The organism is Rhodococcus sp. Z13_19A (assembly GCF_058133575.1).
On sequence record NZ_JBYUNN010000003.1, the window covers coordinates 661,519 to 683,111 of the forward strand.

Annotated in this window: 22 protein-coding genes, 1 pseudogene and 1 riboswitch; of the genes and pseudogenes, 4 read left to right on the top strand and 19 right to left on the bottom strand. The window is 72.6% G+C overall.

The features are described from left to right. Positions 1-123: 123 nt before the first annotated feature. Complete coding sequence (locus AC3YNX_RS14255; RefSeq protein ID WP_489995860.1) at positions 124-633, top strand: thioesterase family protein; 510 nt, start codon at positions 124-126, stop codon at positions 631-633. On the opposite strand, the gene AC3YNX_RS14260 is transcribed toward AC3YNX_RS14255, so the two are convergent. From AC3YNX_RS14260 to AC3YNX_RS14290, 7 genes are all read right to left on the bottom strand, one after another. Continuing rightward, positions 630-1,430 carry an LLM class F420-dependent oxidoreductase gene (locus AC3YNX_RS14260; RefSeq protein WP_127782739.1) on the bottom strand — a complete coding sequence of 267 codons (801 nt, stop codon included), beginning with the start codon at positions 1,428-1,430 and terminating at the stop codon, positions 630-632. The genes AC3YNX_RS14255 and AC3YNX_RS14260 overlap by 4 nt on opposite strands. Positions 1,431-1,572: 142 nt before the next feature. Beyond that, a complete protein-coding gene (gene dprA / locus AC3YNX_RS14265) occupies positions 1,573-2,715 on the bottom strand; it encodes a DNA-processing protein DprA (protein WP_489995861.1) in 1,143 nt (380 codons plus the stop codon). Continuing rightward, on the bottom strand, positions 2,712-4,220 hold the full coding sequence (locus tag AC3YNX_RS14270; protein ID WP_489995862.1) for a YifB family Mg chelatase-like AAA ATPase: 1,509 nt from the start codon (positions 4,218-4,220) through the stop codon (positions 2,712-2,714). The genes dprA and AC3YNX_RS14270 overlap by 4 nt, the downstream gene beginning before the upstream one ends. After that, positions 4,220-4,597 carry a YraN family protein gene (locus AC3YNX_RS14275; RefSeq protein ID WP_489995863.1) on the bottom strand — a complete coding sequence of 126 codons (378 nt, stop codon included), beginning with the start codon at positions 4,595-4,597 and terminating at the stop codon, positions 4,220-4,222. The genes AC3YNX_RS14270 and AC3YNX_RS14275 overlap by 1 nt, the downstream gene beginning before the upstream one ends. Before the next feature lie 221 nt (positions 4,598-4,818). Beyond that, complete coding sequence (locus AC3YNX_RS14280; RefSeq protein WP_489995864.1) at positions 4,819-5,850, bottom strand: cobalamin B12-binding domain-containing protein; 1,032 nt, start codon at positions 5,848-5,850, stop codon at positions 4,819-4,821. Then, entirely contained in the window at positions 5,847-6,719 is an 873-nt protein-coding gene (locus AC3YNX_RS14285) for a GGDEF domain-containing protein (protein WP_489995865.1), read from the bottom strand. Before AC3YNX_RS14285 ends, AC3YNX_RS14280 begins: the two co-directional genes overlap by 4 nt. Before the next feature lie 59 nt (positions 6,720-6,778). Further along, positions 6,779-8,953 carry a putative bifunctional diguanylate cyclase/phosphodiesterase gene (locus AC3YNX_RS14290; RefSeq protein ID WP_489995866.1) on the bottom strand — a complete coding sequence of 725 codons (2,175 nt, stop codon included), beginning with the start codon at positions 8,951-8,953 and terminating at the stop codon, positions 6,779-6,781. A 136-nt stretch (positions 8,954-9,089) separates the two neighbouring features. Next, positions 9,090-9,165: riboswitch (cyclic di-GMP riboswitch) on the bottom strand. 191 nt (positions 9,166-9,356) lie between these two features. Between AC3YNX_RS14290 and AC3YNX_RS14295 the strand changes: the two genes are divergently transcribed. Further along, on the top strand, positions 9,357-9,971 hold the full coding sequence (locus AC3YNX_RS14295; protein ID WP_489995867.1) for a GyrI-like domain-containing protein: 615 nt from the start codon (positions 9,357-9,359) through the stop codon (positions 9,969-9,971). Here AC3YNX_RS14295 and AC3YNX_RS14300 read toward each other — a convergent pair. Then, complete coding sequence (locus AC3YNX_RS14300; protein ID WP_489995868.1) at positions 9,968-11,053, bottom strand: alpha/beta hydrolase; 1,086 nt, start codon at positions 11,051-11,053, stop codon at positions 9,968-9,970. The two genes, AC3YNX_RS14295 and AC3YNX_RS14300, sit on opposite strands and share 4 nt — an antisense overlap. Before the next feature lie 192 nt (positions 11,054-11,245). Next, complete coding sequence (locus AC3YNX_RS14305; RefSeq protein ID WP_489995869.1) at positions 11,246-12,370, bottom strand: alpha/beta hydrolase fold domain-containing protein; 1,125 nt, start codon at positions 12,368-12,370, stop codon at positions 11,246-11,248. 129 nt (positions 12,371-12,499) lie between these two features. Here AC3YNX_RS14305 and AC3YNX_RS14310 point away from each other — a divergent pair, with 129 nt between their 5' ends. Next, on the top strand, positions 12,500-12,901 hold the full coding sequence (locus AC3YNX_RS14310; RefSeq protein WP_489995870.1) for an MmcQ/YjbR family DNA-binding protein: 402 nt from the start codon (positions 12,500-12,502) through the stop codon (positions 12,899-12,901). A 191-nt stretch (positions 12,902-13,092) separates the two neighbouring features. Next, positions 13,093-14,739 carry a DHA2 family efflux MFS transporter permease subunit gene (locus AC3YNX_RS14315; RefSeq protein WP_241249815.1) on the top strand — a complete coding sequence of 549 codons (1,647 nt, stop codon included), beginning with the start codon at positions 13,093-13,095 and terminating at the stop codon, positions 14,737-14,739. Positions 14,740-14,750: 11 nt separating this feature from the next. Here the strand turns inward: AC3YNX_RS14315 and AC3YNX_RS14320 are convergent, their stop codons facing one another. The 10 genes and pseudogenes from AC3YNX_RS14320 to AC3YNX_RS14365 form a co-directional block, all read right to left on the bottom strand. Continuing rightward, a complete protein-coding gene (locus AC3YNX_RS14320) occupies positions 14,751-15,074 on the bottom strand; it encodes a DUF2469 domain-containing protein (RefSeq protein ID WP_127782729.1) in 324 nt (107 codons plus the stop codon). 55 nt (positions 15,075-15,129) lie between these two features. After that, positions 15,130-15,837, bottom strand: coding sequence for a ribonuclease HII (locus AC3YNX_RS14325; RefSeq protein ID WP_489995871.1), 708 nt, complete (start codon positions 15,835-15,837; stop codon positions 15,130-15,132). Between the two features lie 199 nt (positions 15,838-16,036). Beyond that, positions 16,037-16,846, bottom strand: a pseudogene (gene lepB / locus AC3YNX_RS14330) (signal peptidase I); the annotation flags it as partial. Between the two features lie 58 nt (positions 16,847-16,904). Continuing rightward, on the bottom strand, positions 16,905-17,621 hold the full coding sequence (gene lepB, locus AC3YNX_RS14335) for a signal peptidase I (protein ID WP_489995958.1): 717 nt from the start codon (positions 17,619-17,621) through the stop codon (positions 16,905-16,907). A 146-nt stretch (positions 17,622-17,767) separates the two neighbouring features. Continuing rightward, on the bottom strand, positions 17,768-18,109 hold the full coding sequence (gene rplS, locus AC3YNX_RS14340; RefSeq protein ID WP_127782727.1) for a 50S ribosomal protein L19: 342 nt from the start codon (positions 18,107-18,109) through the stop codon (positions 17,768-17,770). Between the two features lie 186 nt (positions 18,110-18,295). Further along, positions 18,296-19,042, bottom strand: coding sequence for a tRNA (guanosine(37)-N1)-methyltransferase TrmD (gene trmD, locus AC3YNX_RS14345; RefSeq protein ID WP_489995872.1), 747 nt, complete (start codon positions 19,040-19,042; stop codon positions 18,296-18,298). Positions 19,043-19,045: 3 nt separating this feature from the next. After that, entirely contained in the window at positions 19,046-19,570 is a 525-nt protein-coding gene (gene rimM, locus AC3YNX_RS14350; protein ID WP_489995873.1) for a ribosome maturation factor RimM, read from the bottom strand. A gap of 37 nt (positions 19,571-19,607) precedes the next feature. Continuing rightward, positions 19,608-19,847, bottom strand: coding sequence for an RNA-binding protein (locus AC3YNX_RS14355; RefSeq protein WP_127782724.1), 240 nt, complete (start codon positions 19,845-19,847; stop codon positions 19,608-19,610). Then, positions 19,844-20,308: a 30S ribosomal protein S16 gene (gene rpsP / locus AC3YNX_RS14360; RefSeq protein WP_489995874.1), complete on the bottom strand. Its 465-nt coding sequence runs from the start codon at positions 20,306-20,308 to the stop codon at positions 19,844-19,846. The genes AC3YNX_RS14355 and rpsP overlap by 4 nt, the downstream gene beginning before the upstream one ends. A 199-nt stretch (positions 20,309-20,507) precedes the next feature. Further along, the gene (locus tag AC3YNX_RS14365) at positions 20,508-21,593 is read right to left on the bottom strand and encodes an amidohydrolase family protein (protein ID WP_489995875.1); all 1,086 of its coding nucleotides are present in this window, start codon (positions 21,591-21,593) and stop codon (positions 20,508-20,510) included.

Genomic DNA, 21,593 nt, shown 5'->3' on the forward strand with positions numbered 1-21,593 from the left:
AGCGCCACGCCGCTGGCGCCGGGTCCGGGGCGCACCCGACCACCGGGACTTCCCCGGTGCGTGGCCGGGCGGTGCGGCGACACTCCAGGCTTCCCCGCTGAGCACACCCCGGAGGCAGCCCTGATGGACAGCACCGCGCCCACCACCACCAACGCCGGCCCGTTCCGCGGCTTCGTCGGGTCGGTGCAGCCGGAGTGGATCGACGTCAACGGGCACATGAACTCGCGCCACTACGGGCTGCTCATCTACGAGTCCAACGCCGCGCTCACCGAGCACCTCGGCCTCGGCGACAGCTACGTGGCCCAGCGGCACTGCGGAAAGATGGTCGTGGACGCCCACATCGCCTACGAGCGCGAGCTGCGCCTGGGCGAGGAGATCGCGGTGGACTCCTGGCTGGTCGGGGTGGACGCGAAGCGGCTGCACACCTTCCACGAGCTGTACTCGCTCACCGGTGGCTACCGTGCCGCCAGCGGTGAGCAGCTCGACCTGCACGTGAGCCTGCAGACCCGCGGGGTGAGCCCCTTTGCCGCCGACACCCTGCAGCGGCTGCAGGAGATCGTGCGCCGGCAGTGCGCCGACGGCCTGCCCACCGGGCTGGGCCGGCGGGTGCGGGGCATCGCCGGTCCCTCCTAGCGGGCGTCGCGCCAGGCGATCGCGTCGCGCAGCTCGGTCAGGTCGTAGTCCGGCCCGCCGACGCCCACGGTGAACAGGCTGACGCCCTCGTTGACGAAGTCCTCGGCGACCGCGCCCCCTTCCTTGGGGAACGACACCGAGCGGGCGATGGCGGCCGGGTCGCGCCCGACGTCCTGGCAGTGCGCCGCGAGCACCTGGTTCTTGTGCCGCAGGGCCTCCAGGTCGGCGAAGCTGTGCCAGATGTGGGCGTGCTCGGCCACCAGCCGCAGCGTCTTGCGCTCGCCGCCGCCGCCGATGAGCACCGGGATCTCCCGGGTGGGCGCCGGGTTGAGCAGCGCGAAGCGGCGCTCGATGCGGTCCAGGTTCTCCCCCAGGGTGCGCAGCCGCGAGCCGGGGGTGCCGAACTCGTAGCCGTAGGCCTCGTAGTCCTTCTCGAACCAGCCGCCACCGATGCCCAGGATCAGTCGTCCACCGCTGATGTGGTCGACGGTGCGGGCCATGTCGGCGAGCAGGTCGGGGTTGCGGTACCCGCCGCCGGTGACCAGGGCGCCGAGCTCCACCCGCTCGGTCTGCTCGGCCCAGGCGGCGAGCATCGTCCAGCACTCGAAGTGCGGGCCGTCCGGGTCGCCGTACAGCGGGAAGAAGTGGTCCCAGTTGAAGACGATGTCGACCCCGAGCTCCTCGCTGCGCAGCACGGCGTCGCGGATCATGCCGTAGTCAGGAGCCTGCTGCGGCTGGAGCTGGACACCGATGCGGACGGGTTGTGTTGCGGCTGTAGTCACGTCGCCTGTAGTCATGTCATTGACGGTACCGGCCCACTGTGCCGTGGGGCCGGACGAAGACCGTCCACCCCACCGGCGAGCAGCAGATGTCCGTGCGGCAGTGCGCCCGCGTCCCGGACTCCTCTGGTTGGCGGGACCAGGTTCTGCGGCCAGCCCGCTAGCGGGCCCGGTTCCAGCCCTGCTCCGTCCACTCGGCCAAGCCCGCCATCTCCAGCAGCGGCAGTGCCCCGCGCACCTGCGCCAGCGGCAGCCCGGACTGCTGCGCCAGCTGCCGCTCGTTCACCGCACCGCGGGCCGGGAACGCCTCGAGCACCTGGGCGCTCACCCGGTCGAGCCCGTCGGTGGGCCGCAGGTCCAGCTCGCCCTGCCTGGGCCCGGCCAGCTCCCCGATGCGCCCGGCCTCCTCGATCACCTCCGCGGCACTGGTGGCCAGCACCGCCTCCCCGGTGCGGATCATCCGGTGGCACCCCGCCGAGCTGAGCGCGGTGACCGGGCCCGGCACCGCCAGCACCGGACGCCCGAGGTGTCGTGCCCAGGTGGCGGTGTTGCGGGCCCCGCTACGCCAGCCGGCCTCCACCACGACGACACCGTCGGCCAGGCCCGCCACCAGCCGGTTGCGGGCCAGGAAGCGGTGCTTGGCGGGGGTGGTGCCCGGCGGGTACTCGCTGATCACCACACCCTCTCGCGCGATCTCCCGCAACAGGGCCGCATGGCCAGCGGGGTAGGCGCGGTCCACCCCGCAGGCGAGCACAGCCACCGTGCGTCCTCCCGCGGCCAGCGCCGCGCGGTGTGCGGCACCGTCGATGCCGTAGGCCGCGCCGGAGACGATGGTCCACCCCTCGGCCACCAGGTCGTGGGTCAGCTCGGCGGTGACGTGCTCGCCGTAGCCGCTGGCCGCCCGGGTGCCCACCATGGCCACCGCCCGACGGGTGAGCTCCTCCACCGGCGCCGTGCCCAGCACCCACAGCGCGAGCGGAGCCACCGCGTCGCGCACCCCGGTTGCGGTCGCCGTGCTGAACGCCAGCCACCGCCAGCTGGGCCACTCCTCGTCGTCCGGGGTGACCAACCGGCCGCCGAGAACCGCGAGCAGGTCCAGGTCAGCGCGGACGGTGTCGCGGTGGCGCCGGCTCTGGGTAGGCCCGTCCAGCGCCGGTGGCAGGGTGCGCTCCCGCAGGGCCCGCGCCGCCTGCTCCGGGCCCACCTCCGCCACGAACGCCGACAGCGGCGCGCACGGCGCCTCGGCCACTCCGGACAGGTACGCCCAGTCGCGCAGCCTGCTGTCCACCGCCCGGGTGCTCATGCCGCCCTCCGGTCCCGGAAGCCCAGCGCGGTGGACACCTCGGCCGCCCCGGGGCTCGCCGCGCCGGCCAGGTCGGCCAGCGTCCAGGACACCCGCAGCGCCCGGTCGGCCCCGCGTGCGGTGATCTGGCCCTTGCGCAGCGCTTGCTCCAGCGGGGCCAGCGCTGCCCGGTCGAGCCGGAAGCGTTGGCGCAGGGCGGGGCCGGGCACCTCAGCGTTGGTGCGCCAGCCGTGCCCGCTCCACCGCTGCGCCGCAGCCTCCCGCGCCTGGCCCACCCGCTCTCGCACCGCGGCGGTGCTCTCCGGCGCCTCCGCGCTCAGCGCGCTCGACGCCAGCGCCCGCATCCGGACCCGCAGGTCCACCCGGTCCAGCAGCGGCCCGGACAACCTGCCCAGGTAGCGCCGCCGCGCGGTGGGCGGGCACACGCAGTCCAGCTCCCGAGCGGGGGCGCACGGGCACGGGTTGGCGGCGAGCACCAGCTGGAAGCGGGCCGGGTACCGCGCCACCCCGTCGCGGCGGGCGATGCGCACCTCCCCGTCCTCCAGCGGGGTGCGCAGCGCCTCCAGCGCGCGGGCGGAGAACTCCGGGCACTCGTCCAGGAAGAGCACGCCGCGGTGGGCCTGGCTCACCGCCCCTGGGCGGGCGAGCCCGGAGCCGCCACCGACCAGCGCGCTCACCGAGGCGGTGTGGTGCGGGGCCACGAACACCGGTCGGGTGATGAGCGGCTGCTCGACGCTGAGCAGCCCGGCCACCGAGTGGATGGCGGTGACCTCCAGCGCCTCCTCGTCGCCCAGCGGGGGCAACAACCCGGGCAGGCGCTGCGCCAGCATGGTCTTGCCGGTGCCGGGCGGTCCGGTGAGCAGCAGGTGGTGCGCGCCGGCGGCGGCGACCTCCAGCGCCCACCGGGCCTCGGGCTGGCCCACCACCTCGTCCAGGTCGGTGCTCAGGTGCTGCTCGGCGACCACCCGAGCACCGGGGCGCTGCAGCTCACCGGCGCCGCGCAGCCACGCCAGCGCTGCTCGCAGCGTGGGGGCGGCGTACACCTCGATCCCGTCCACCAGGCCCGCCTCGGCGAGGGTGTCGGTGGGGACGAGCGCTCGTTGCCAGCCCGCGCTGCGGGCGGCGAGCAGCGCCGGCAGCACCCCGCGCACCCGGCGCAGCCGCCCGTCCAGGGCCAGCTCGCCCAGCAGCACGGTGGTCTCCATCGCCCGCGCCGGAACCTCCCCCGACGCTCGGAGCACCGCGCAGGCCAGCGCCACGTCGTAGACCGAGCCCACCTTGGGCAGCGTCGCCGGCGACAGCGCCAGCGTGATGCGCCGGGTGGGCCACTTCTCCCCCGAGTTGGCCACCGCCGCGCGCACCCGGTCGCGCGACTCCTGCAGCGCGGTGTCGGGCAGGCCCACCAGGTGCACCCCGGGCAGCCCGTTGCCCAGGTAGGCCTCGATCTCCACCAGCTGGCCGTCCACCCCGCTCACGGCCACCGAGTGCGCCCGCCCCAGCGCCATCAGTAGACCCCCGGGAAGTGCTCGACCTCCACCGGACGGCCGGGCCGCACCAGCACCGACACCACGTCGAAGCGCACCTCCACCCAGCCCACCCGGTGCGCGGCCAGCCAGAGCTGCGCCAGGCGCCGCAGCCGCAGCAGCTTCTCGCGGGTGACCGACTCGGCGGGATGGCCGAACGCGACACCGGTGCGGGTCTTGACCTCCACCACCACCAGCGTCTGCCCGTCCACCGCGACCAGGTCGAGCTCGCCCTGGCGGCAGCGCCAGTTGCGGTCCAGCACCACCAGGCCCCGCTCGGTGAGGTAGCGGGAGGCCACGTCCTCCCCGTGCGCGCCCAGCACCGCTCGCGGGTTGGGCACCGCTCGTGAATTGGGCACCGCTCGTGAATTGAGCACCGCTCGTGAATTGAGCACCGACTGCTCACCGTCGGCGGGTGGTTCGGACGGGTGTGTCTGCGCAGCGTTCACGGCGGTCCCCGGTGCGTCGCGTCGCCGAGGGTCTCGGCCACTGAGGACCGCCAGCGTGCCGAGGTGCCACCCACCGCGTGCACCGTTCACCGCAGCTGGGGACAGCGGGGCGTGCTTGTGCACAGCTGCGCTCAGGTGATGCGGTCGCCGCCCACCAGCCTCAGGCCACCCTCTGTGGTGTCGATGGCCTGGCGCAGGATGGCTGCCCCGGCAGGCGCCTGCGGCTCGAGCGTCTCCGCCAGCAGCTGAGCGGTGCCGGTGATCACCGACGCCGGCGCGAACCCGCGCAGCAGCGTGCACAGCCACGTGAGGGCATCGCCCACGATGCTCGCGTCGTCGGTCAGCAGAGCAGCAGCCGTGTGCCGAACAATCCACCCGAGGTCCTCCCGGGTGCGCGCGTGCTGGTACGACGTCATGCTCGACAGCCGGGGGAACGCACCGAGCATCCGGTCGTGGGCCCGCCCGATGATCGCGTCGTCCACGGTGTCGAGCAGCAGCACCTCGGTGGGCACGTCCCTGGTGCGTCCGGTGAGCGCGGGCGGAGGTTCCAGGAGCACCCCAGCGTCGACCGCCCAGGCATCGGCCCCGATGGCCTGCGCCCGGCGCGGGTGGGCACCGAGAGCCCGGCCGCCGACGACGACAGGCACCTCCAGGTCGTGCGCCACCGCGATGCAGCGGGCGGCGCCGACGAGGTTGGTCGGCATGGAGCAGGACAGCGCCACCACGTCGATGTCGCCGACGGAGAGCCGACGGTGCAGCTGCTCAGCCGGCATGGACGGTCCGAGCATGGTGACCCGCAGCTCACCCGTCGCTCCCGCGATGGCAGCCGCCATCCGGGCCGGCAGGCTGTGCCACTCCCCCTCCACGCAGGCCACGGCCACGTGCCGGGTGTGCTCGCCCCGCCGGGGCACCGCCGCGTAGGTCAGCGCGGCGAGCGCTGCCTCGGTGACCGAGGTGGCCACGTGCTCGTCGGCGACGGACCACTGGCCCGACTCCCATCGCTGACCGACGCTCACCTGCGCCGGCGCAAGGACCTCGGTGATGATCCGGTCCACCGGCATGCCGTCGTCCAGGAGCCCGACCACGAGGTCACTGGCTCCGTGGAGGTCGAACTCCTCGACCGTGCGGAAATAGGCCGCGCACGGGTCGGCGGGTGCACTCACGTGGGTCCACCTCGGCCAGACCCAGCGGTACAGCCCAGCTCCGTGCGGTTGCGGCCCGCGCTCTTGCCCCGGTACATCGCCGCGTCCGCCAGCTGCAGCGCTGCCCGACCGCCGTCCTCGCCCACCTCTGCCACCCCGATCGTGAGCCCGATCAGCGTCGCAGCTGCTGGTTGCTCCGACTCCCAGCGTTGCCGAACCTGCTCACCCATCGCCACCAGGCTCGGCCCGGCCAGCCCGGGCGTCAGGCACACGAACTCGTCACCGCCGTAGCGTCCGCAGGCGTCGTCACGGCGGAAGGTGCGGAGCATCAGGGCACCGAACGCACGCAGCACCTTGTCGCCCGCCGCGTGGCCGCCGGTGTCGTTGATGCTCTTGAAGTGATCGAGGTCGATCAGGCAGACGCCATCGCCTGGCGCCGCGCTGGATAGACGCCGCATCCAGGCTCGCCGCGTCAGGACACCCGTCAGGTGGTCGCGCGTAGCCTCCTCCTCTCGCCGCTCCTGGTCTCGCATGCGGGAGAGCACGAGCCGCGCCGCCTCGAGGAACTCCGGCAGCACCGCTCGCAGGCGCATCGCCGCGACGCTGACGGGGTCGGCGCACGGCAGCAGCGGCTCCGCCAGACCGAGCGCGACGTCGAGGGGGACTGCTGTCGCCGGGTCGGCGTAGCGGGCCACCACGAGGGCCCCGCCGAGGTCGTGGACGAGCGTGGACACGATGGCGCTCACCTCCGCCGCTGACCCCGCGCGCAGCAGTGCCTGGGTGGCGGCGAGCTCAGCGGCCACGGCGGTCGGATCGGGCACGGCGGCGTTCAGCGGGTACGCACGCCCGCTGGCCTGGTGTGCAGGGCCGGCCAGTCGCGCGGCCGCCACGGACGGTGGCACCGCGGGCCCACTCGTCGTCCCCCTCTCGTCCGTCCCCCTCTCGTCCGTCATCGTGGTGTCCGCGGCCCGGCCGACGTCCGGGACGTCCGGGACCGCGCCGAGGCGACCGGGACGTCACCGCAGGCGGCGATGGCTGCACCGAGCTGGTCGACCGGGACGGGCCGCGACCACAGGAAGCCCTGCCCGTGCTGACATCCCAGCGAGTGGAGGAAGGCGTACTGCTCCGCCGTCTCCACCCCCTCAGCGATGGTCGCGGCACCCACGGCGGCAGCAAGGCCGACGATGCTCTCGCAGATCGCCTCGTCGTCCACGTTGGTCCCGATGCCGGCAACGAACTCGCGGTCGATCTTGATGGTGTTGATGGGGTAGCGGCGCAGGTAGTGCAACGAGCTGTAGCCGGTGCCGAAGTCGTCGATGGCGACGTTGACCCCCAGCTGCGACAGCGCCTCCAGGGTTCGGACCACGGCATCCTCGTCCTCGACGAAGGCCGACTCGGTCACCTCGATCATCAGACGCCCTGCCCGCAAGCCGCTGGTCTCGAGCACCTGCTGCACCTGCCGGACCGCGTCGTCGTTGAGCTGCAGCACAGAGAAGTTGACCGCGACGTCGAGCTCGCGACCCTCGTGCGTCATGGCGACCGCGTCCCGGACGGCCTGGTCCAGCACCCAGCCTCCCAGCACGTGGATGAGGCCGGTCGCCTCCGCCATCGGGATGAATCGATCCGGCCCCACCCGGCCCAGGACCGGGTGCTCCCACCGCACCAGCGACTCGACCGCCACGACCGTGCCGGTCGTGAGGTCGACGACCGGCTGGTAATGCAGGACGAACTGGGTGATGTTCCCCGCCAGCGCCTTCCGCAGCTCCGTCTCCAGGGTCGTCCGGCCGATCACCGCCTCCTCGAGCTCCTGCGTGAACAGGGCGACGCTCCTGGGGCCTCGGGTCTTGGCGTCAGCGAGGGCCAGGCGGGCCGCGCTCAAGGTTCGCTCGGGATCGCGACCCGTGACGTGTCGCGCCATGCCGACGCTCCCGGTGACCGGTATCGGCAGGTCGGCGGCGCCAAAGGGCTGCTCCAGCGCCGTCACCAGCCCCGCGCCCAGGGCGAGCACCTCCTCCGGGTCGTCGAGGTCCAGGTCCCGCCACAGCACCAGGAACTCGTCCCCCGACACCCGAGCCAGGGTGTCGCCGGGCCGAAGCTGCGCGAGGAGGCGCTGGGCGACCTGGACGAGGACGCGGTCTCCTCCGCTGTACTGCACCCGGTGGTTGACCCTTTCGAAGTTGGTCAGGTCCAGGTGGGCCACCGCCACTCCGAGCCCGCGGCGGTCGGCGTCGCAGATCGCCTGCTCCAGACGGTCCACCAGCAGGGCCCGGTTGGGCAGGTCGGTCAGCGCGTCGTGCATCGACTGGTACGCCAGGGTCTGCTCGATCTCGCGCACGTTCGTGGTGTCGAGGTGGGTGATCACGGCTCCCCGTCCGCCGTTGATCGTTGCCGACGTCACCTGGACGCGGAACCACCGGCTCTCGTCGGGCGAGCGCCACGCGTAGTCGTGCCGGAACAGCTCCAGCGTGCCGGCGAGCACCCGCCGGAGTCCTCCGACCACGATCGCCGCGTCCGGCGTCCCGCTGCCCCGGCGGTCCAGGTCGGCCCGGTCGCAGGTGTCCAGGTAGCTGACCCCCACTCCGCAGAGCTCGTCCGTTCCGCCGTTGCGCCCGGTGACGTCGCGCCACGCCAGGTTGACGGCGACGATCCGACCCTCCGGGTCGACAGCGCAGGTGGGTGCGTCCTGGGCGTCGAGGAGCCCCCGGGCCAGGTCCAGGTACCGGAGCGCTCGATCCTCGGCGCGGTCGCCGGGCAGCGCGCTCACCATGGCCTGCGCTCCATCCACCCGGGCCCACAGGGTCATGTCGCTGTCGGTGGAGCCGGTGACGATCAGCAGCGGGGTGGCGGGGTGCGCGGCGCGCACTTCCTCGGCGGCGGCCGCGCCCGGAGCCCGGTGCTGCGGCACGTGCACGAGGACAACGTCGAAGGGGTCTTCGGCCAGCCGGGCCAGCGCAGCAGCCTGGCCGACCTCGACCTGCAGCTCGAGGAAGGCGTGCGGAAAGCGGTTCGTGAGCAGCACCAGCACGAGAGCCGTGTCGGTCGTGGGCTCCGCGACGAGCAACAGCCTCAGCGGCGCGCCCGCACCGTGCAGCGCCAGCCCGTCCCCCGCTCCACGCAGGGTCATCGCGGCCTCATCGCCGAGATGGCGGGTCGTCCGAGTGTCGTCATGAGGTGCCCAGTGTTGGTGGTGGTGGCCCTCGCACTGCACCACGGGTCGCGGCGCAGCAGACGCCGGCACGTGCTGAAGGACGAGCAGGTCGTTCGGTAGCCCGGCTGACCCCTGCGGGCCCCGTGGCTTTGCGTCCCCGACTTCCGTCGGGTTTGCCGTTTCGCGCTGGCGCCGGTGCAGGTCCGCCGCCACGATCAGGAGTACAGCACGCTGTTCACCATCTCGGCCCTAAGCGTATCCCACACGCGGCCAACCTGTTTCGGCCCTGACAGTGGGCGAAGGGGCGAGAAGGGCCACAACCGCGAGATGCTGGAGGTCAGGCCCGCACCCGACCGGACCGTGGAGAGGTGACCACGTGGTGAGCTTCGACGTGAAGAAGGAGCTGCGCAGCCTCTACGCGCCCAAGGCCGACGGCTTCAGCGTGGTCGACGTGCCCACACTGTCGTTCCTCATGATCGACGGCCACGGCGACCCCAACACGGCGGCCGCCTACCGCGACGCCGTCCAGACGCTCTACCCCCTGTCCTACGCGGTGCGCGCCGAGGCCAGGCGGCAGCTGGAGAAGGTGCACACCGTCGCTCCGCTGGAGGCCCTCTGGTCCGCCGAGGACCTGACGGCGTTCACCCGGCGGGACAAGGACGCCTGGGACTGGACGGTGATGATCGCCCAGCCCCAGTGGATCACCGCTGACCTGGTTGCCGAGGCCACGCGCGCCGCGGCCGAGAAGGACCTGCCGGCGCTCGAGCTGGCCCGTTTCGAGCCCTACCCCGAGGGCCGCAGCGCGCAGATCCTGCACGTGGGCTCCTACGACAGCGAAGGACCCACGCTGCAGCGCCTGCACCAGGAGTTCCTGCCCGCGCAGGGGCTGCGCCCCTCCGGGCGCCACCACGAGATCTACCTGTCCGACCCGCGCAAGACCGAGCCCGCACGCCTGCGGACGATCCTGCGCCAGCCCGTGGTCGCCGCGGGCTAGCTGACGGCTGCGCCGACCCCGGGGTGGATCGCTTCCTCGGCCATCACGCCCGCGATGAACTTGCCCACCTGCCGGTACACCGTGCGGCTCTCCTGCGCCCAGGGCAGCAGGAACGGGAAGACGTGGAACATCTCCGCCACCTCGTGCGCCTCGTGCGGCACGCCGTGCTCGGCCAGCCGCTGCACGAAGCTGCGGATGGCGTCCCGGAAGATCTCGTCACTGCCGTAGGAGACGAACGTCGGCGGCCACAGCAACAGGTCCTGGTGCAGCAGCGACACCGACGGGTCCTCCGGGTTGTGCCCGTGCAGGTAGGGGTTGGTGGGCACGTTCCAGGGCAGCACGTCCAGGGCGGCGTTCTCCTGCACCGAGGGCTCGTTGAGCACCATGCTCACCTCGGGCGAGAACAGCACCACCCCGGCCGGCAGCGGCAGCTCGTCCAGCACCAGGTCGTTGAGCACGCTGCCGGCCAGTCCCCCGCCGCCGGAGTCGCCGGCGAGGAACAGCCGGTCCGAGGAGACCTCACCCTCCGCCAGCAGCTCGCCGATCACCGCGACGACGTCCTCGGTGGCCGCGGGGTAGGGATACTCCGGCGCGAGGCGGTAGTCGGGCACGAAGACGTCGCAGCGGCTGGTGCGGGCCAGGTAGGCCATGAACACCGCGTACATGGTGGGCGAGGTGCCGATGTAGCCCCCACCGTGCAGGTAGACGATGGTCCCGACCGGCTCGGTGTCCGGGGCGCGGAACCACAGCCCGGGCACGTCGGCGACGGCGACGGCCTCCATGCGCACTCCCTGGGCCCGCACGAACGGCGGCAGCGCGACCCCGCTGACCCCGTCCAGCACGCGCTCCAGGGCACGGAACTCGTCGATGGGCAGGGAGGTCATGTAGCCGATCAGCGAGCGCACGCACTCCCGCGTGGTGGACACCGCGACGTTGCGCACCACCGAGGCGTTGCCCCGCCACGGGGCGCGCAGCGCGGTCCGCGCCAGCGCCGCGGCGAAGGTGCCGCCCAGCCCGACGACGTCCACCACGGCGATGGGCGCACTCGCCACCGCCACGCCGACCCGTGCTCCCATCACCATGCTGCACTGCTCCCTCGGCTCGACCCGGCAACTCACCTCGCGCTGATGCCGGGCAGACAGTTGCCGCAGACAACGACCAGTGGCTCCAGGATGCACCTCGCCGCCCGGCTGCTGTCACGAGGGGGTGCACAGGGTCACCGGACGGCGGCGCCCTGACCAGCACCTACGGGTGCGGCACGACCGGGGACGGGATCAGGCCGTCGGGCTGGCGGACCCCGCGCGGCGCCGTCGGGCCGGCTTGGTGGTGGCCGCCACGGGCGGGGTGTTCACCAGCGGCTCGGCGGTCCGGTGCGGCGCGGTCTGGGACACCATCGCGATGAAGTCCCCCACCTGCCGGTACACCTCGCGGCTCTCGTAGGCCCAGGGCAGCAGGAACGGGAACACGTGGAACATGTGCTCCACCTCGTGCGCCTGGTAGGGCACCCCGGCGGCGCGCAGCCGCTCCACGAAGTCACGGATGGCGTCGCGGAACACCTCGTCGCCGCCGTAGGAGACGAACGTGGGCGGCCACAGCGACAGGTCCTGCACCAGCAGGTCCACCGCAGGGTCGTCGGCGCTGTGCCCGTGCAGGTACGGATTGGTGGGCACGTTCCACGGCAGCACGTCCAGGGCGGCGTTCTCCCGCACCGACGGCTTGCTCAGCCTCAGGCTGACCTCCGGGGAGAACAGCACCACCGCGTCCGGCAGCCGCACCCCGCTCAGCACGCACGCGTTGAGCACGCTGCCCGCCAGCCCACCGCCGCCGGAGTCGCCGGCCACGAACAGCCGGTCGTCGGGCACCCCGGCCTTCAGCAGCGCCCGCATGACGGCGAGGACGTCGTCAGTGGCCGCCGGGTAGGGAAACTCCGGGGCCAGCCGGTAGTCCGGCGCAAAGACCTGGCACCGGGTGACCCGCGCCAGGTGCGCCATGAACACCGAGTACATGGTGGGCGAGGTGCCGATGTAGCCGCCGCCGTGCAGGTAGAGGAGCGTGCCCCTGGGGTCGGACTGCGTGCTGCGGAACCACATGCCCGGCACCCCCGCCACGCTGCTGTGCTCGGCGTGCACCCCCTGCACCGCCACGAACGGCGGCAGCGCGACCTGGCTCAGGTCGTCCAGCACCTTCTCCAGCGCACGGAACTCGTCGATCGGCAACGAGGTCATGTACCCCATCAGCGAGCGGACCAGCTCCCGGGTGGTGGCCACCGCGACGTTGCGCACCGGGCCCTCCGGTCCGCTCCACGGCCGCCGGAAGGCGGTGCGGGCGAGGGCCGAGAGGAACGCCCCGCCCAGCCCGACGGTGTCGATCGCCGCGATCGGGGTGCTCGCGACCTGCACCCCCGGCCTCGATGCCATGACCATGGCCGCCCCCCTCGCTCGTTTGTCCACGGTAACCCCGTCCCCCGCCGCTGCTCAGGGGCTGTGCGAGCCCTGGACGGGCCGCCCCGGGCGGACCGACAATGCGCTATGGACCAACCGAGCCCGCGCACCCCGCCGCACAGCAGCACCGAGGTCGACAACGCCCTGACCGCGGTGCGCGCCGCGTGCCTGGGGCTGCCGGAGGTCTCGGAGCGGCTCAGCCACAGCAGCCCGGCGTTCTTCGTCCGGGGCAAGAAGACCTTCGTCATGTTCCTGGACAACCACCACGGCGACGGGCGGCTGGCCATCTGGTGCGCGGCCCCGCCCGGGGTGCAGGAGGAGATGGTGGAGACCGAGCCCGCCCGCTTCTTCCGCCCGCCCTACGTCGGCCACCGCGGCTGGTTGGGCGTGCACCTCACCGAGGTGCAGTCCCCCGAGCTGGACGCGATCGTGCGCGACGCCTATCGCACCGTCGCGCCCCGCACCCTGGCCGCCCAGCTGGACGACTGAGCGCCCGGCCCACGCAGCCGCATACTGGATGAGGTGGCGGCCCGGGCGGGCACCAGACGACCGGGACCGATGGTCACGCACAGCAGCGGGAGCCGGTCGTCAGAGCGTCACCCCGCCCATGTCGGAGGTGGCTCATGCCCGCACAGAACTGGCTCCCCCGCCCCACCAACGGTCAAGGACGCAGTCGGTGGGTGGCGCTGGCGGTGCTCGCCGTCGGGCTGTCGATGATCATCCTGGACGCGACGATCGTGAACACCGCGCTGCCGGTGCTCATCGCTGACCTGAACCTCAGCCTGGACCTCGCCCAGTGGGTCAACAGCCTCTACACCTTGGTGTTCGCCTCCCTGCTGCTCACCACCGGGCGCCTGGGCGACATGTTCGGCCGGCGGCTGTTCTTCGCCCTCGGCGTGCTGGTCTTCATGGCGGGCAGCGCCCTGGCCTCCGCCGCGGACGGCGGCAGCTGGCTGCTGTGGGCACGCCTGGTGCAGGGAATCGGCGGGGCGCTGGTCCTGCCGTCCACCCTCTCGGTGGTCAACGCCACCTTCCGCGGCCGCGACCGCGTCATCGCCTTCGCCGTGTGGGGCGCGGTGATCTCCGGGATGGCCGCCGTCGGCCCGCTGCTCGGCGGCTGGATCACCACCCAGTTCACCTGGCCGTGGATCTTCCTGGTGAACCTGCCCATCGGGGCGCTGGTGCTCCTCGGCACCTGGTGGGTGGTGCCGGAGTCACGCGATCCCGCTCGGGGCCGGGGGCTGGACTACGGGGGGCTGGTGCTCAGCATCATCGGCTTCTCCACCGTCATCTTCGCCATCATCCAGGGCCCCAAGCTGGGCTGGTGGACGCCGACGGCCGAGCTGCGGCTGCTGGGCCTCACCTGGCCGGCCACGGCGGCGCTGTCCGCGGTGCCGGTGTGCGGGCTGGTCGGGGTGGTGGCGCTGGCCGCGTTCGTCGGCTGGGAAGCCCTCCTCGGCCGGCGGGGTAAGTCGGTGATCCTCGACCTGAGCCTGTTCCGGCTGCCCACCTTCAGCGGCGGCACCCTCACCGCCACCATGATGTCCGTCGGCGAGCTGGGCGCTCTGTTCGTGCTGCCGCTGTACCTGGTGAACGTGCTGCGTCTGTCCACCCTGGGGGCCGGCTACGTGCTGGCCATCATGGCCGTGGGCACCTTCCTCGCCGCTGGGCTGTCCCGGCGCCTGGTCTCGCTGATCGGCGTCGCCTGGACGGTGGTGATCGGGCTGGTGGTGGAGATCGTCGGCATCGTGGCGGTGGCCCTGGTGCTCTCCGCGACGGTGCCCACCTGGCAGGTGACCGTGACGCTGCTCGTCTACGGCTTCGGGCTGGGCCTGACCACCGCCCAGCTGACCGGGCTCACGCTGTCGCAGGTCCCCGCCGCGGAGTCCGGCCAGGGCTCGGCCACCCAGAGCACCGTGCGCCAGCTCGGTGGCGCCATCGGCACCGCGGTGGCCGGCACCATCCTCTCGGTGGGGGTGGCCAGCGCCGGCGCCTCCCGCCTGGAGGAGCAGGGCGTGGCGGCGCCCGCGGCACAGGACCTGGCCGACGCCGCCCGCAGCTCCGCCGGCGGGGCGATCAGCGCCCTGCGCGAGCAGGGCACCACCGGCGAGCTGGGCCCGCGCGGCCCGGAGGTGGTCACCGCGCTGTCCGAGGGCTTTGCCGACGCCTCCGCCTACGCCCTCTACGGCGGGGCGGGTTTCCTCGCGCTCGGCCTCCTCGGCGCGGTGGCGCTGGCGCTGCGCCCCCGGGCGGGACAGGAGCCGAGCAGGGGCAAGGAGGCGGCGAGCAAGCACTTCACCGTCCACCCCACGGTGCACACCGCCTGAGCGGCGTGGCACTAGCCGCCGAACGGACCGTCCTCGGGCAGCCGCAGGTCCGGCTTGTCCAGCTCTTCCACGTTGACGTCCTTGAAGGTGATCACCCGCACGCTCTTGAGGAAGCGGGCCGGCCGGTACATGTCCCACACCCAGGCGTCGGCCATCCGCAGCTCGAAGTAGACCTCGCCCTCGGAGTTGCGCGGGTGCACCTCCACCGAGTTGGCCAGGTAGAAGCGTCGCTCGGTCTCCACCACGTAGGTGAACTGCGCCACGATGTCCCGGTACTCGCGGTAGAGCGACAGCTCCATCTCGGTCTCGTACTTCTCGAGATCTTCCGCACTCATTGCTGTGACGCTCCTGCTCGTTGGTACCGGATGGCCGCTTCAGCCTTCGTCCCCATCATGGCGCACATTCGATCGCCAGACTCCCCGCGGCGACCAGCGTGGCCGTCCCCGCGCGGGCTGCAGACACATTCGCATACGACATCCGGTGCTGCACACACGGACCCAGTGCCCGCATGGCCCGCGCGTGTGCCGGGGTGGAGTACCCCTTGTGCGCCGCGAAGTCGTAGCCAGGCAGCTCGGCGTCCATCTGCACCATGATCCGGTCGCGGGTGACCTTGGCCAGCACGCTGGCCGCGGCGATGCACAGCGCCGTGGCGTCCCCTCCGATCACCGGCAGCGAGGGGGCGGGCAGCCCCGGCACCCGGAACCCGTCCAGCAGCACGTAGTCCGGCGGCACGGACAGCGCGCACACGGCTCGGCGCATGCCCTCGATGTTCATCACGTGCACGCCCTTGGCGTCGATCTCCTCGGCCGGGATCACCACCACGCTGCTGGCCACCGCCAGCCGCTGGATCACCGGGAAGAGCCGCTCGCGGGTGGCCTCGCTGAGCTTCTTGGAGTCGGTGAGACCCTCCAGGCGGGGCTGCGGACCCGGCGGCAGCACGCAGGCGGCCACCACCAGCGGACCCGCGCAGGCCCCCCGGCCGGCCTCGTCCACCCCGGCCACGTGCTCCAGCCCGGCGCGCTGCAGGGCCGCCTCCAGCGTGCGCAGGCCCTGCGACGGCCGGACCAGGGCCCGCGGGGGCCACTTCTGTGCCTTCACCACTGAGTGCTCACCGCTGTCGTGCAGAACCCTGTCGTTCGGAGTCCCGGCGGGCGGCACCCAGGCGCAGCCCGGCCACCGGCACCACCGCCAGCGCACCCACGCCGAGCGCGGCCAGCGGGCCGGTGCCCTGGTCGTCGGCCGGCTGCGGGGCCGTGACGCTGGCCTGGGCCATGGCGCTTGCCTGGGCCGTGGAGGTGATGGTGGGCGAGTCGATCACCTGCCACCGGGACAGGGGCGAGACGATCAGCCAGGCCTTGCCGAGCACGTTGTCCACCGGCACGGTGCCGCGGGCGTCGTCGGCCACGTGGTAGCGGGAGTCGGCCGAGTCGCTGCGGTTGTCCCCCATCACCCAGAGGTTGCCCTCGGGCACGGTGACCGGCTCGAAGCACCGCGCCGACTGCACCGGGGTGGTGCAGTCGAGGACGCCGGGGACGAACTCGAAGTCGTTGACCACGTAGGGCTCGGTCAGCGGCTTGCCGTCCACCAGCACCCGGCCCTCGGCGTCGCAGCACTCCACCGTCTGCCCACCGGTGGCGATCACCCGCTTGATGAAGTCGCGCTCGTCCGGCGGGGCCAGGCCCACCAGCGAGCCGAACTGCTGCAACCCGCGCACGACGACGTTGCTGGAGCGGTTGCTGGTGAAGTCGTTGTCCCAGGACTCCGGCCCACGGAAGACGATCACGTCGCCCTGGCGCGGCTCGTGAAAGCGGTAGGTGATCTTGTCCACCAGCACGCGGTCGTTGGTGCAGTCCACGCAGCCGTGCAGGGTGGGCTCCATCGACTGCGACGGGATCACGTACACCCTGGCCACGAAGTTCTGGATGACGAAGCTCAGCGCCAGCGCCACCACGATGAGGATGGGCAGCTCACGCCAGAAGGATCGCTTCGGCTTCTGCTTGGTCTGCTGGTCGCCGCCCTGGCCACCGTCGTGCTGGCCGGTCTGCCGGCGGCGCCGCCACGGCCGAGAGCTCTCCGCGGTGGGTGCATCGTGCTCGTCGTCAGACACGGGTCAAGGCTAGAGCACGCCACGCCGCCCGCTCACGGACGGCGGGAGCCGATCGGTGTCAGCGCGGTGCGTCCGCGGCCCGGGGGTCGTGCGCGTCGATCACCTGCCAGCGCCCCACCGGCAGTACCACCAGCCGTGCACGGCCCACCACGTCGGCCACCGAGATGGGTCCGTGCACCCGGGAGTCGGCCGAGCTGCTGCGGTTGTCCCCCATCACCCACAGGCTGCCCTCCGGCACGGTCACCGGGTCGAAGCAGCGTCCCGAGCGCAGCGGGGTGCTGCAGCTGGCCTCCCCGGTGGGAAACGGGAAGTCGTTGACCACGTACGGCTCGGCCAGCGGCTGGTTGTCCACCACCACGTGCCCCAGGTCGTCGCAGCAGTGCACGGTCTGCCCGCCGGTGGCGATCACCCGCTTGACGAAGTCGCGCTCGTCCGGTGGCGCCAGCCCCACCAGGGACCCGGCCTCCTGCAGCAGGCGCAGCGCGCCGTTGCCCGAGCGGTCGGCCTGGAAGTCGTTGGTCCAGCTGGGCGGGCCGGTGAAGACCACCACCTCGCCGGAGGTGATCTCGCCGAAGCGGTAGGTGAGCTTGTCCACCACCACGCGGTCGTTGGAGCACCCCGGGCAGCCGTGCAGCGTGGGCTCCATCGACGCCGACGGGATCACGTAGACCCTGGCCACGAAGTGCTGCACGGTGAGGCTGATCAGCAGCGCCACCACCAGCAGCACGGGCAGCTCACGCAGAAACGACCGAGGCCGACCCGGTGTGCGGGTCAACCTCGGTCGTCTGCGCCGGCGCTCCGAGACCGTCTCCTGCGGGGCAGGCTCGGTGTTCTCGGGCGACGCGGCAAAGAAGCTGTTGTCGCTGTAGACCCCGGGCACGGAGGAAGGCTAGTCCCTCCCCGGCCCACAAGGCCTGTAGGTCAGCGCTTCTCCTTGATCTTGGCGGCCTTGCCGCGCAGCTCGCGCAGGTAGTACAGCTTGGCGCGACGCACGTCACCGCGGGTGGCGACCTCGATCTGGGCGATGTTGGGGCTGTGCACCGGGAAGGTGCGCTCCACGCCAACGCCGAAGGAGACCTTGCGGACGGTGAAGGTCTCGCGGATGCCACCGCCCTGACGACGGATGACGACACCCTTGAAGACCTGGACCCGCTCGCGGGTGCCCTCGATGACGCGCACGTGCACGTTGAGGGTGTCGCCGGGGCGGAACTCCGGAATGTCGCTGCGCAGCGACTGGGCGTCCAGGGAGTCCAGGGTGTTCATCGGTGGTCCGTCCTCAAAGTAGTGACGTCGGCAGGTGGGTCGCGCACCGAGGTGCACGCCGCGCTCCCTGCTCGGTAATTTCGGGCAATGGAATGAGTCTCGAGATTGCTGCCTGCACGAGGCAACCACTCAAGTGTGCCAGACGGCCCCCCGCTCCGCGAAACTGCGGGGTCCCGCGACGAGGCCCTAGCCGCCCCGGACCGGATCGCCGTCAGTGACTGCGGGCAGGCCGAGCTGCTCCCGGGCGGCCGCGTCAAGCAGGTCCGGGCGACGCTCGGCCGTGCGACGCAGCGACTGCTCGCGCCGCCACGCCGCGATCCGGGCGTGGTCACCGCTGCGCAGCACCGCGGGCACCTCCAGGTCGCGCCAGGTCTCCGGCCGGGTGTAGCTGGGGCCCTCGAGCAGCCCGTCGGAGAAGGAGTCCTCCAGCGCCGACTGCTTGTTGCCCAGCACCCCGGGCAGCAGCCGCACCACGGCCTCCACCATCACCAGCACCGCGACCTCGCCGCCGATGAGCACGTAGTCGCCCAGGGAGACCTCCTGCACCCGCATCCGGCGGGCGGCGTCGTCCACCACCCGCTGGTCGATGCCCTCGTAGCGCCCGCACGCGAACACCAGTCGCGGCTCGGTCGACCACTGCTGGGCCAGCTGCTGGGTGAACGGGATGCCCGCCGGGGTGGGCACCACCAGCAGCGGGGCCGGGTCGCCGGCGCACACGTCGTCCAGCGCCGGGCCCCACACCGTGGGCTTCATCACCATGCCCGGCCCGCCCCCGTAGGGCGAGTCGTCCACGGCCTTGTGCACGTCGTGGGTCCAGTCCCGCAGGTCGTGCACGCCGACCTCCACCAGGCCGCGCTCGATCGCCCGGCCCAGCAACGACGTCCGCAGCGGCTCGAGGTACTCGGGGAAGATGGTGACCACGTCCACCCGCACCGCTCAGACCTCCAGCAGGCCGTCGGGCGGGTCGATGGTGACGGTGCCCGCCTGCAGGTCCACCTCGGTGACGATGGCCGCGACGAACGGCACCAGGTGCTCCCCCTTGTCCGCCCCGGCCGGGCGCACCGACAGCAGCTCGCCGCCCGGGGTGTGCAGCACCTCCCGCACGGTGCCCACCGCGGAGCCGTCCACCAGCACCACCGACAAGCCCTCGAGCTCGTGGTCGTAGAAGGCGTCGGGCTCGTCCGAGGGCGGCAGCTCGGCGGAGTCGACGAGGAACAGCGTGCCGCGCAGCTCGTCGGCCGCGGCGCGGTCGGCCACCTCTTCCAGACGCAGCAGCAGCCGCCCGGAGTGGTTCCGGGCGGCTGCCACCGTGTAGCTGGCACCCTGCTTGGCACGGGGCTTGCGCCCGTGCAGCACGGTGCCGGCAGCGAAGCGCTCCTCCGGGTCGTCGGTGCGTACCTCGACGACCACCTCGCCGTGCACGCCGTGAGCGCGCGCGACGCGGCCGATGACCAGCTCCACTACTTTTCCCTGCTTCGTTGCTGAACCGCTGGAGTGCTCAGCGGTCGGTGTCGACGACGTCGACGCGGACGCCGCGACCGCCGATGGCGCTGACCAGGGTGCGCAGCGCCGTGGCGGTGCGACCACCACGGCCGATCACCTTGCCGAGGTCGTCCGGGCTCACGTGCACCTCGATGGTGCGACCCCGCCGCCCCGTCACCATGTCGACGCGGACGTCGTCAGGGTTGGAGACGATGCCGCGCACCAGGTGCTCCACGGCGTCAGCGACGACGGTCACTTCGCGTCGGCGTCCTTGGCCTCGGTGGCCTTGGCGTCGGTGGCCTTGGCATCTGCGGCCTCGGAGTCAGCCTTCTTGGCCTTCTTCTTGGGCGTGGTGGCCTCGCCGGCAGGCTCCTGGTCGGCCTGGGCGAGCGCCGCCTGGAAGAGCTCCAGCTTGGAGGGCTTGGGCGCGGCGGTGCGGAGGGTGCCCTCGGCGCCGGGCAGGCCCTTGAACTTCTGCCAGTCACCGGTGATCTTCAGCAGCGCCTCGACGGGCTCGGTCGCCTGCGCGCCGACACCCAGCCAGTACTGCGCCCGGTCGGAGTCGATGTCGATGAGGCTCGGCTCCTCCTTGGGGTGGTACTTGCCGATGGTCTCGATGGCGCGGCCGTTGCGGCGGGTGCGCGAGTCGGCGACCACGATGCGGTAGTGGGGCGAGCGAATCTTGCCGAGTCGCATGAGCTTGATCTTGACAGCCACGAAGTAGTGCTCCTAGCAGTTGGTCACGGTGCAATTCAGCGATGCGCACGAGCGTGCCCATCCGGTTTTGCAGTTGGGGGGTGTGACCGCCCCGCCAGGTCACAGGTGGCCTGGCGCGGCGAGCAGCCTCCCATCTTGCCACGTTGCCCCGCGACAGCCGAATCCCGGCCTGTCGCCGCGCTGGGGCGGGTGGGCGCGCTCAGCCGTGCCGGCGTCCCCGCAGCAGCACGTGCGCCGGGCTGCGCAGCACGTCGAGGTCGGTGCGCGGGTCGGTGTCGTACACCAGCAGGTCCGCCGAGGCGCCGTGCTGCAGCGCGGGGCGGCCCAGCCAGGTGCGCGCGTCCCAGCTGGCCGAGCCCACGGCGTCGTGCGCGCTGAGCCCACAGCGGTGCAGGGCGACAACCTCGTCCACGATGCGGCCGTGCTTGATGCCGCCGCCGGCGTCGGTGCCCGCGTACACCGGCACGCCCGCCTCCACGGCGCTGCGCACCGTCGCACCCACCCGGGCGTGCAGGTCGCGCATGTGCGCGGCGTAGCGCGGGTACCTCGACGCCCCGTCGGCGATGGACGGGAAGTTCTCGATGTTGATGAGGGTGGGCACCAGCTCGGTGCCGTGCTCCACCATCAGGTCGATGACGTCGTCGGTGAGCCCGGTGCCGTGCTCCAGGCAGTCGATGCCCGCCCGCACCAGCCCGGGCAGCGCCTCCTCGCCGAAGACGTGCGCGGTCACCCGGGCGCCGGCGTCGTGGGCGGCACGGATCGCCGCCACCAGCACCTCGTCGCTCCAGAGTGGAGCGAGGTCGCCGGTCTCCCGGTCGATCCAGTCCCCCACCAGCTTCACCCAGCCGTCTCCGGCGGCGGCCTGCGCGGCCACTGCCTCGGGCAGCAGCGCCTCGTCGTCCAGCTCGATGCCGAGGGTGGGGATGTAGCGCTTGGGCCGGGCGAGGTGGCGGCCGGCGCGGATGATGCGCGGCAGCTCGTCGTGGGCGTCGAAGCCGCGGGTGTCCACCGGCGAGCCGGCGTCGCGCAGCAGCAGCACCCCGGCGTCGCGCTCGGTCTCCGCCTGCGCGTAGGCCTCGTCCAGCTCCACCGGGCCCTGCGGGCCGATGCCCACGTGGCAGTGCGCGTCCACCAGCCCCGGCAGGATCCACCCGGAGGTGCACAGCGTCTCCGCGCCGGCCACCGGCTCGGTGCTGATCCGGCCGTCGGCCACCCACAGCTCGGTGGGCTCGCCGTCCGGCAGGGCCACGCCCTGCAGGTGCCACCTCGGCGCTCCCCCCGCCAC

Excerpts from the sequence above, each read along its gene's own strand:
- AC3YNX_RS14255 (WP_489995860.1), top strand. The coding sequence starts at position 124 with ATGGACAGCACCGCGCCCACCACCACCAACGCCGGCCCGTTCCGCGGC.
- AC3YNX_RS14260 (WP_127782739.1), bottom strand. The coding sequence starts at position 1,430 with ATGACTACAGGCGACGTGACTACAGCCGCAACACAACCCGTCCGCATC.
- dprA (WP_489995861.1), bottom strand. The coding sequence starts at position 2,715 with ATGAGCACCCGGGCGGTGGACAGCAGGCTGCGCGACTGGGCGTACCTG.
- AC3YNX_RS14270 (WP_489995862.1), bottom strand. The coding sequence starts at position 4,220 with ATGGCGCTGGGGCGGGCGCACTCGGTGGCCGTGAGCGGGGTGGACGGC.
- AC3YNX_RS14290 (WP_489995866.1), bottom strand. The coding sequence starts at position 8,953 with ATGACCCTGCGTGGAGCGGGGGACGGGCTGGCGCTGCACGGTGCGGGC.
- AC3YNX_RS14300 (WP_489995868.1), bottom strand. The coding sequence starts at position 11,053 with ATGGTGATGGGAGCACGGGTCGGCGTGGCGGTGGCGAGTGCGCCCATC.
- AC3YNX_RS14310 (WP_489995870.1), top strand. The coding sequence starts at position 12,500 with ATGGACCAACCGAGCCCGCGCACCCCGCCGCACAGCAGCACCGAGGTC.
- AC3YNX_RS14320 (WP_127782729.1), bottom strand. The coding sequence starts at position 15,074 with ATGAGTGCGGAAGATCTCGAGAAGTACGAGACCGAGATGGAGCTGTCG.
- rplS (WP_127782727.1), bottom strand. The coding sequence starts at position 18,109 with ATGAACACCCTGGACTCCCTGGACGCCCAGTCGCTGCGCAGCGACATT.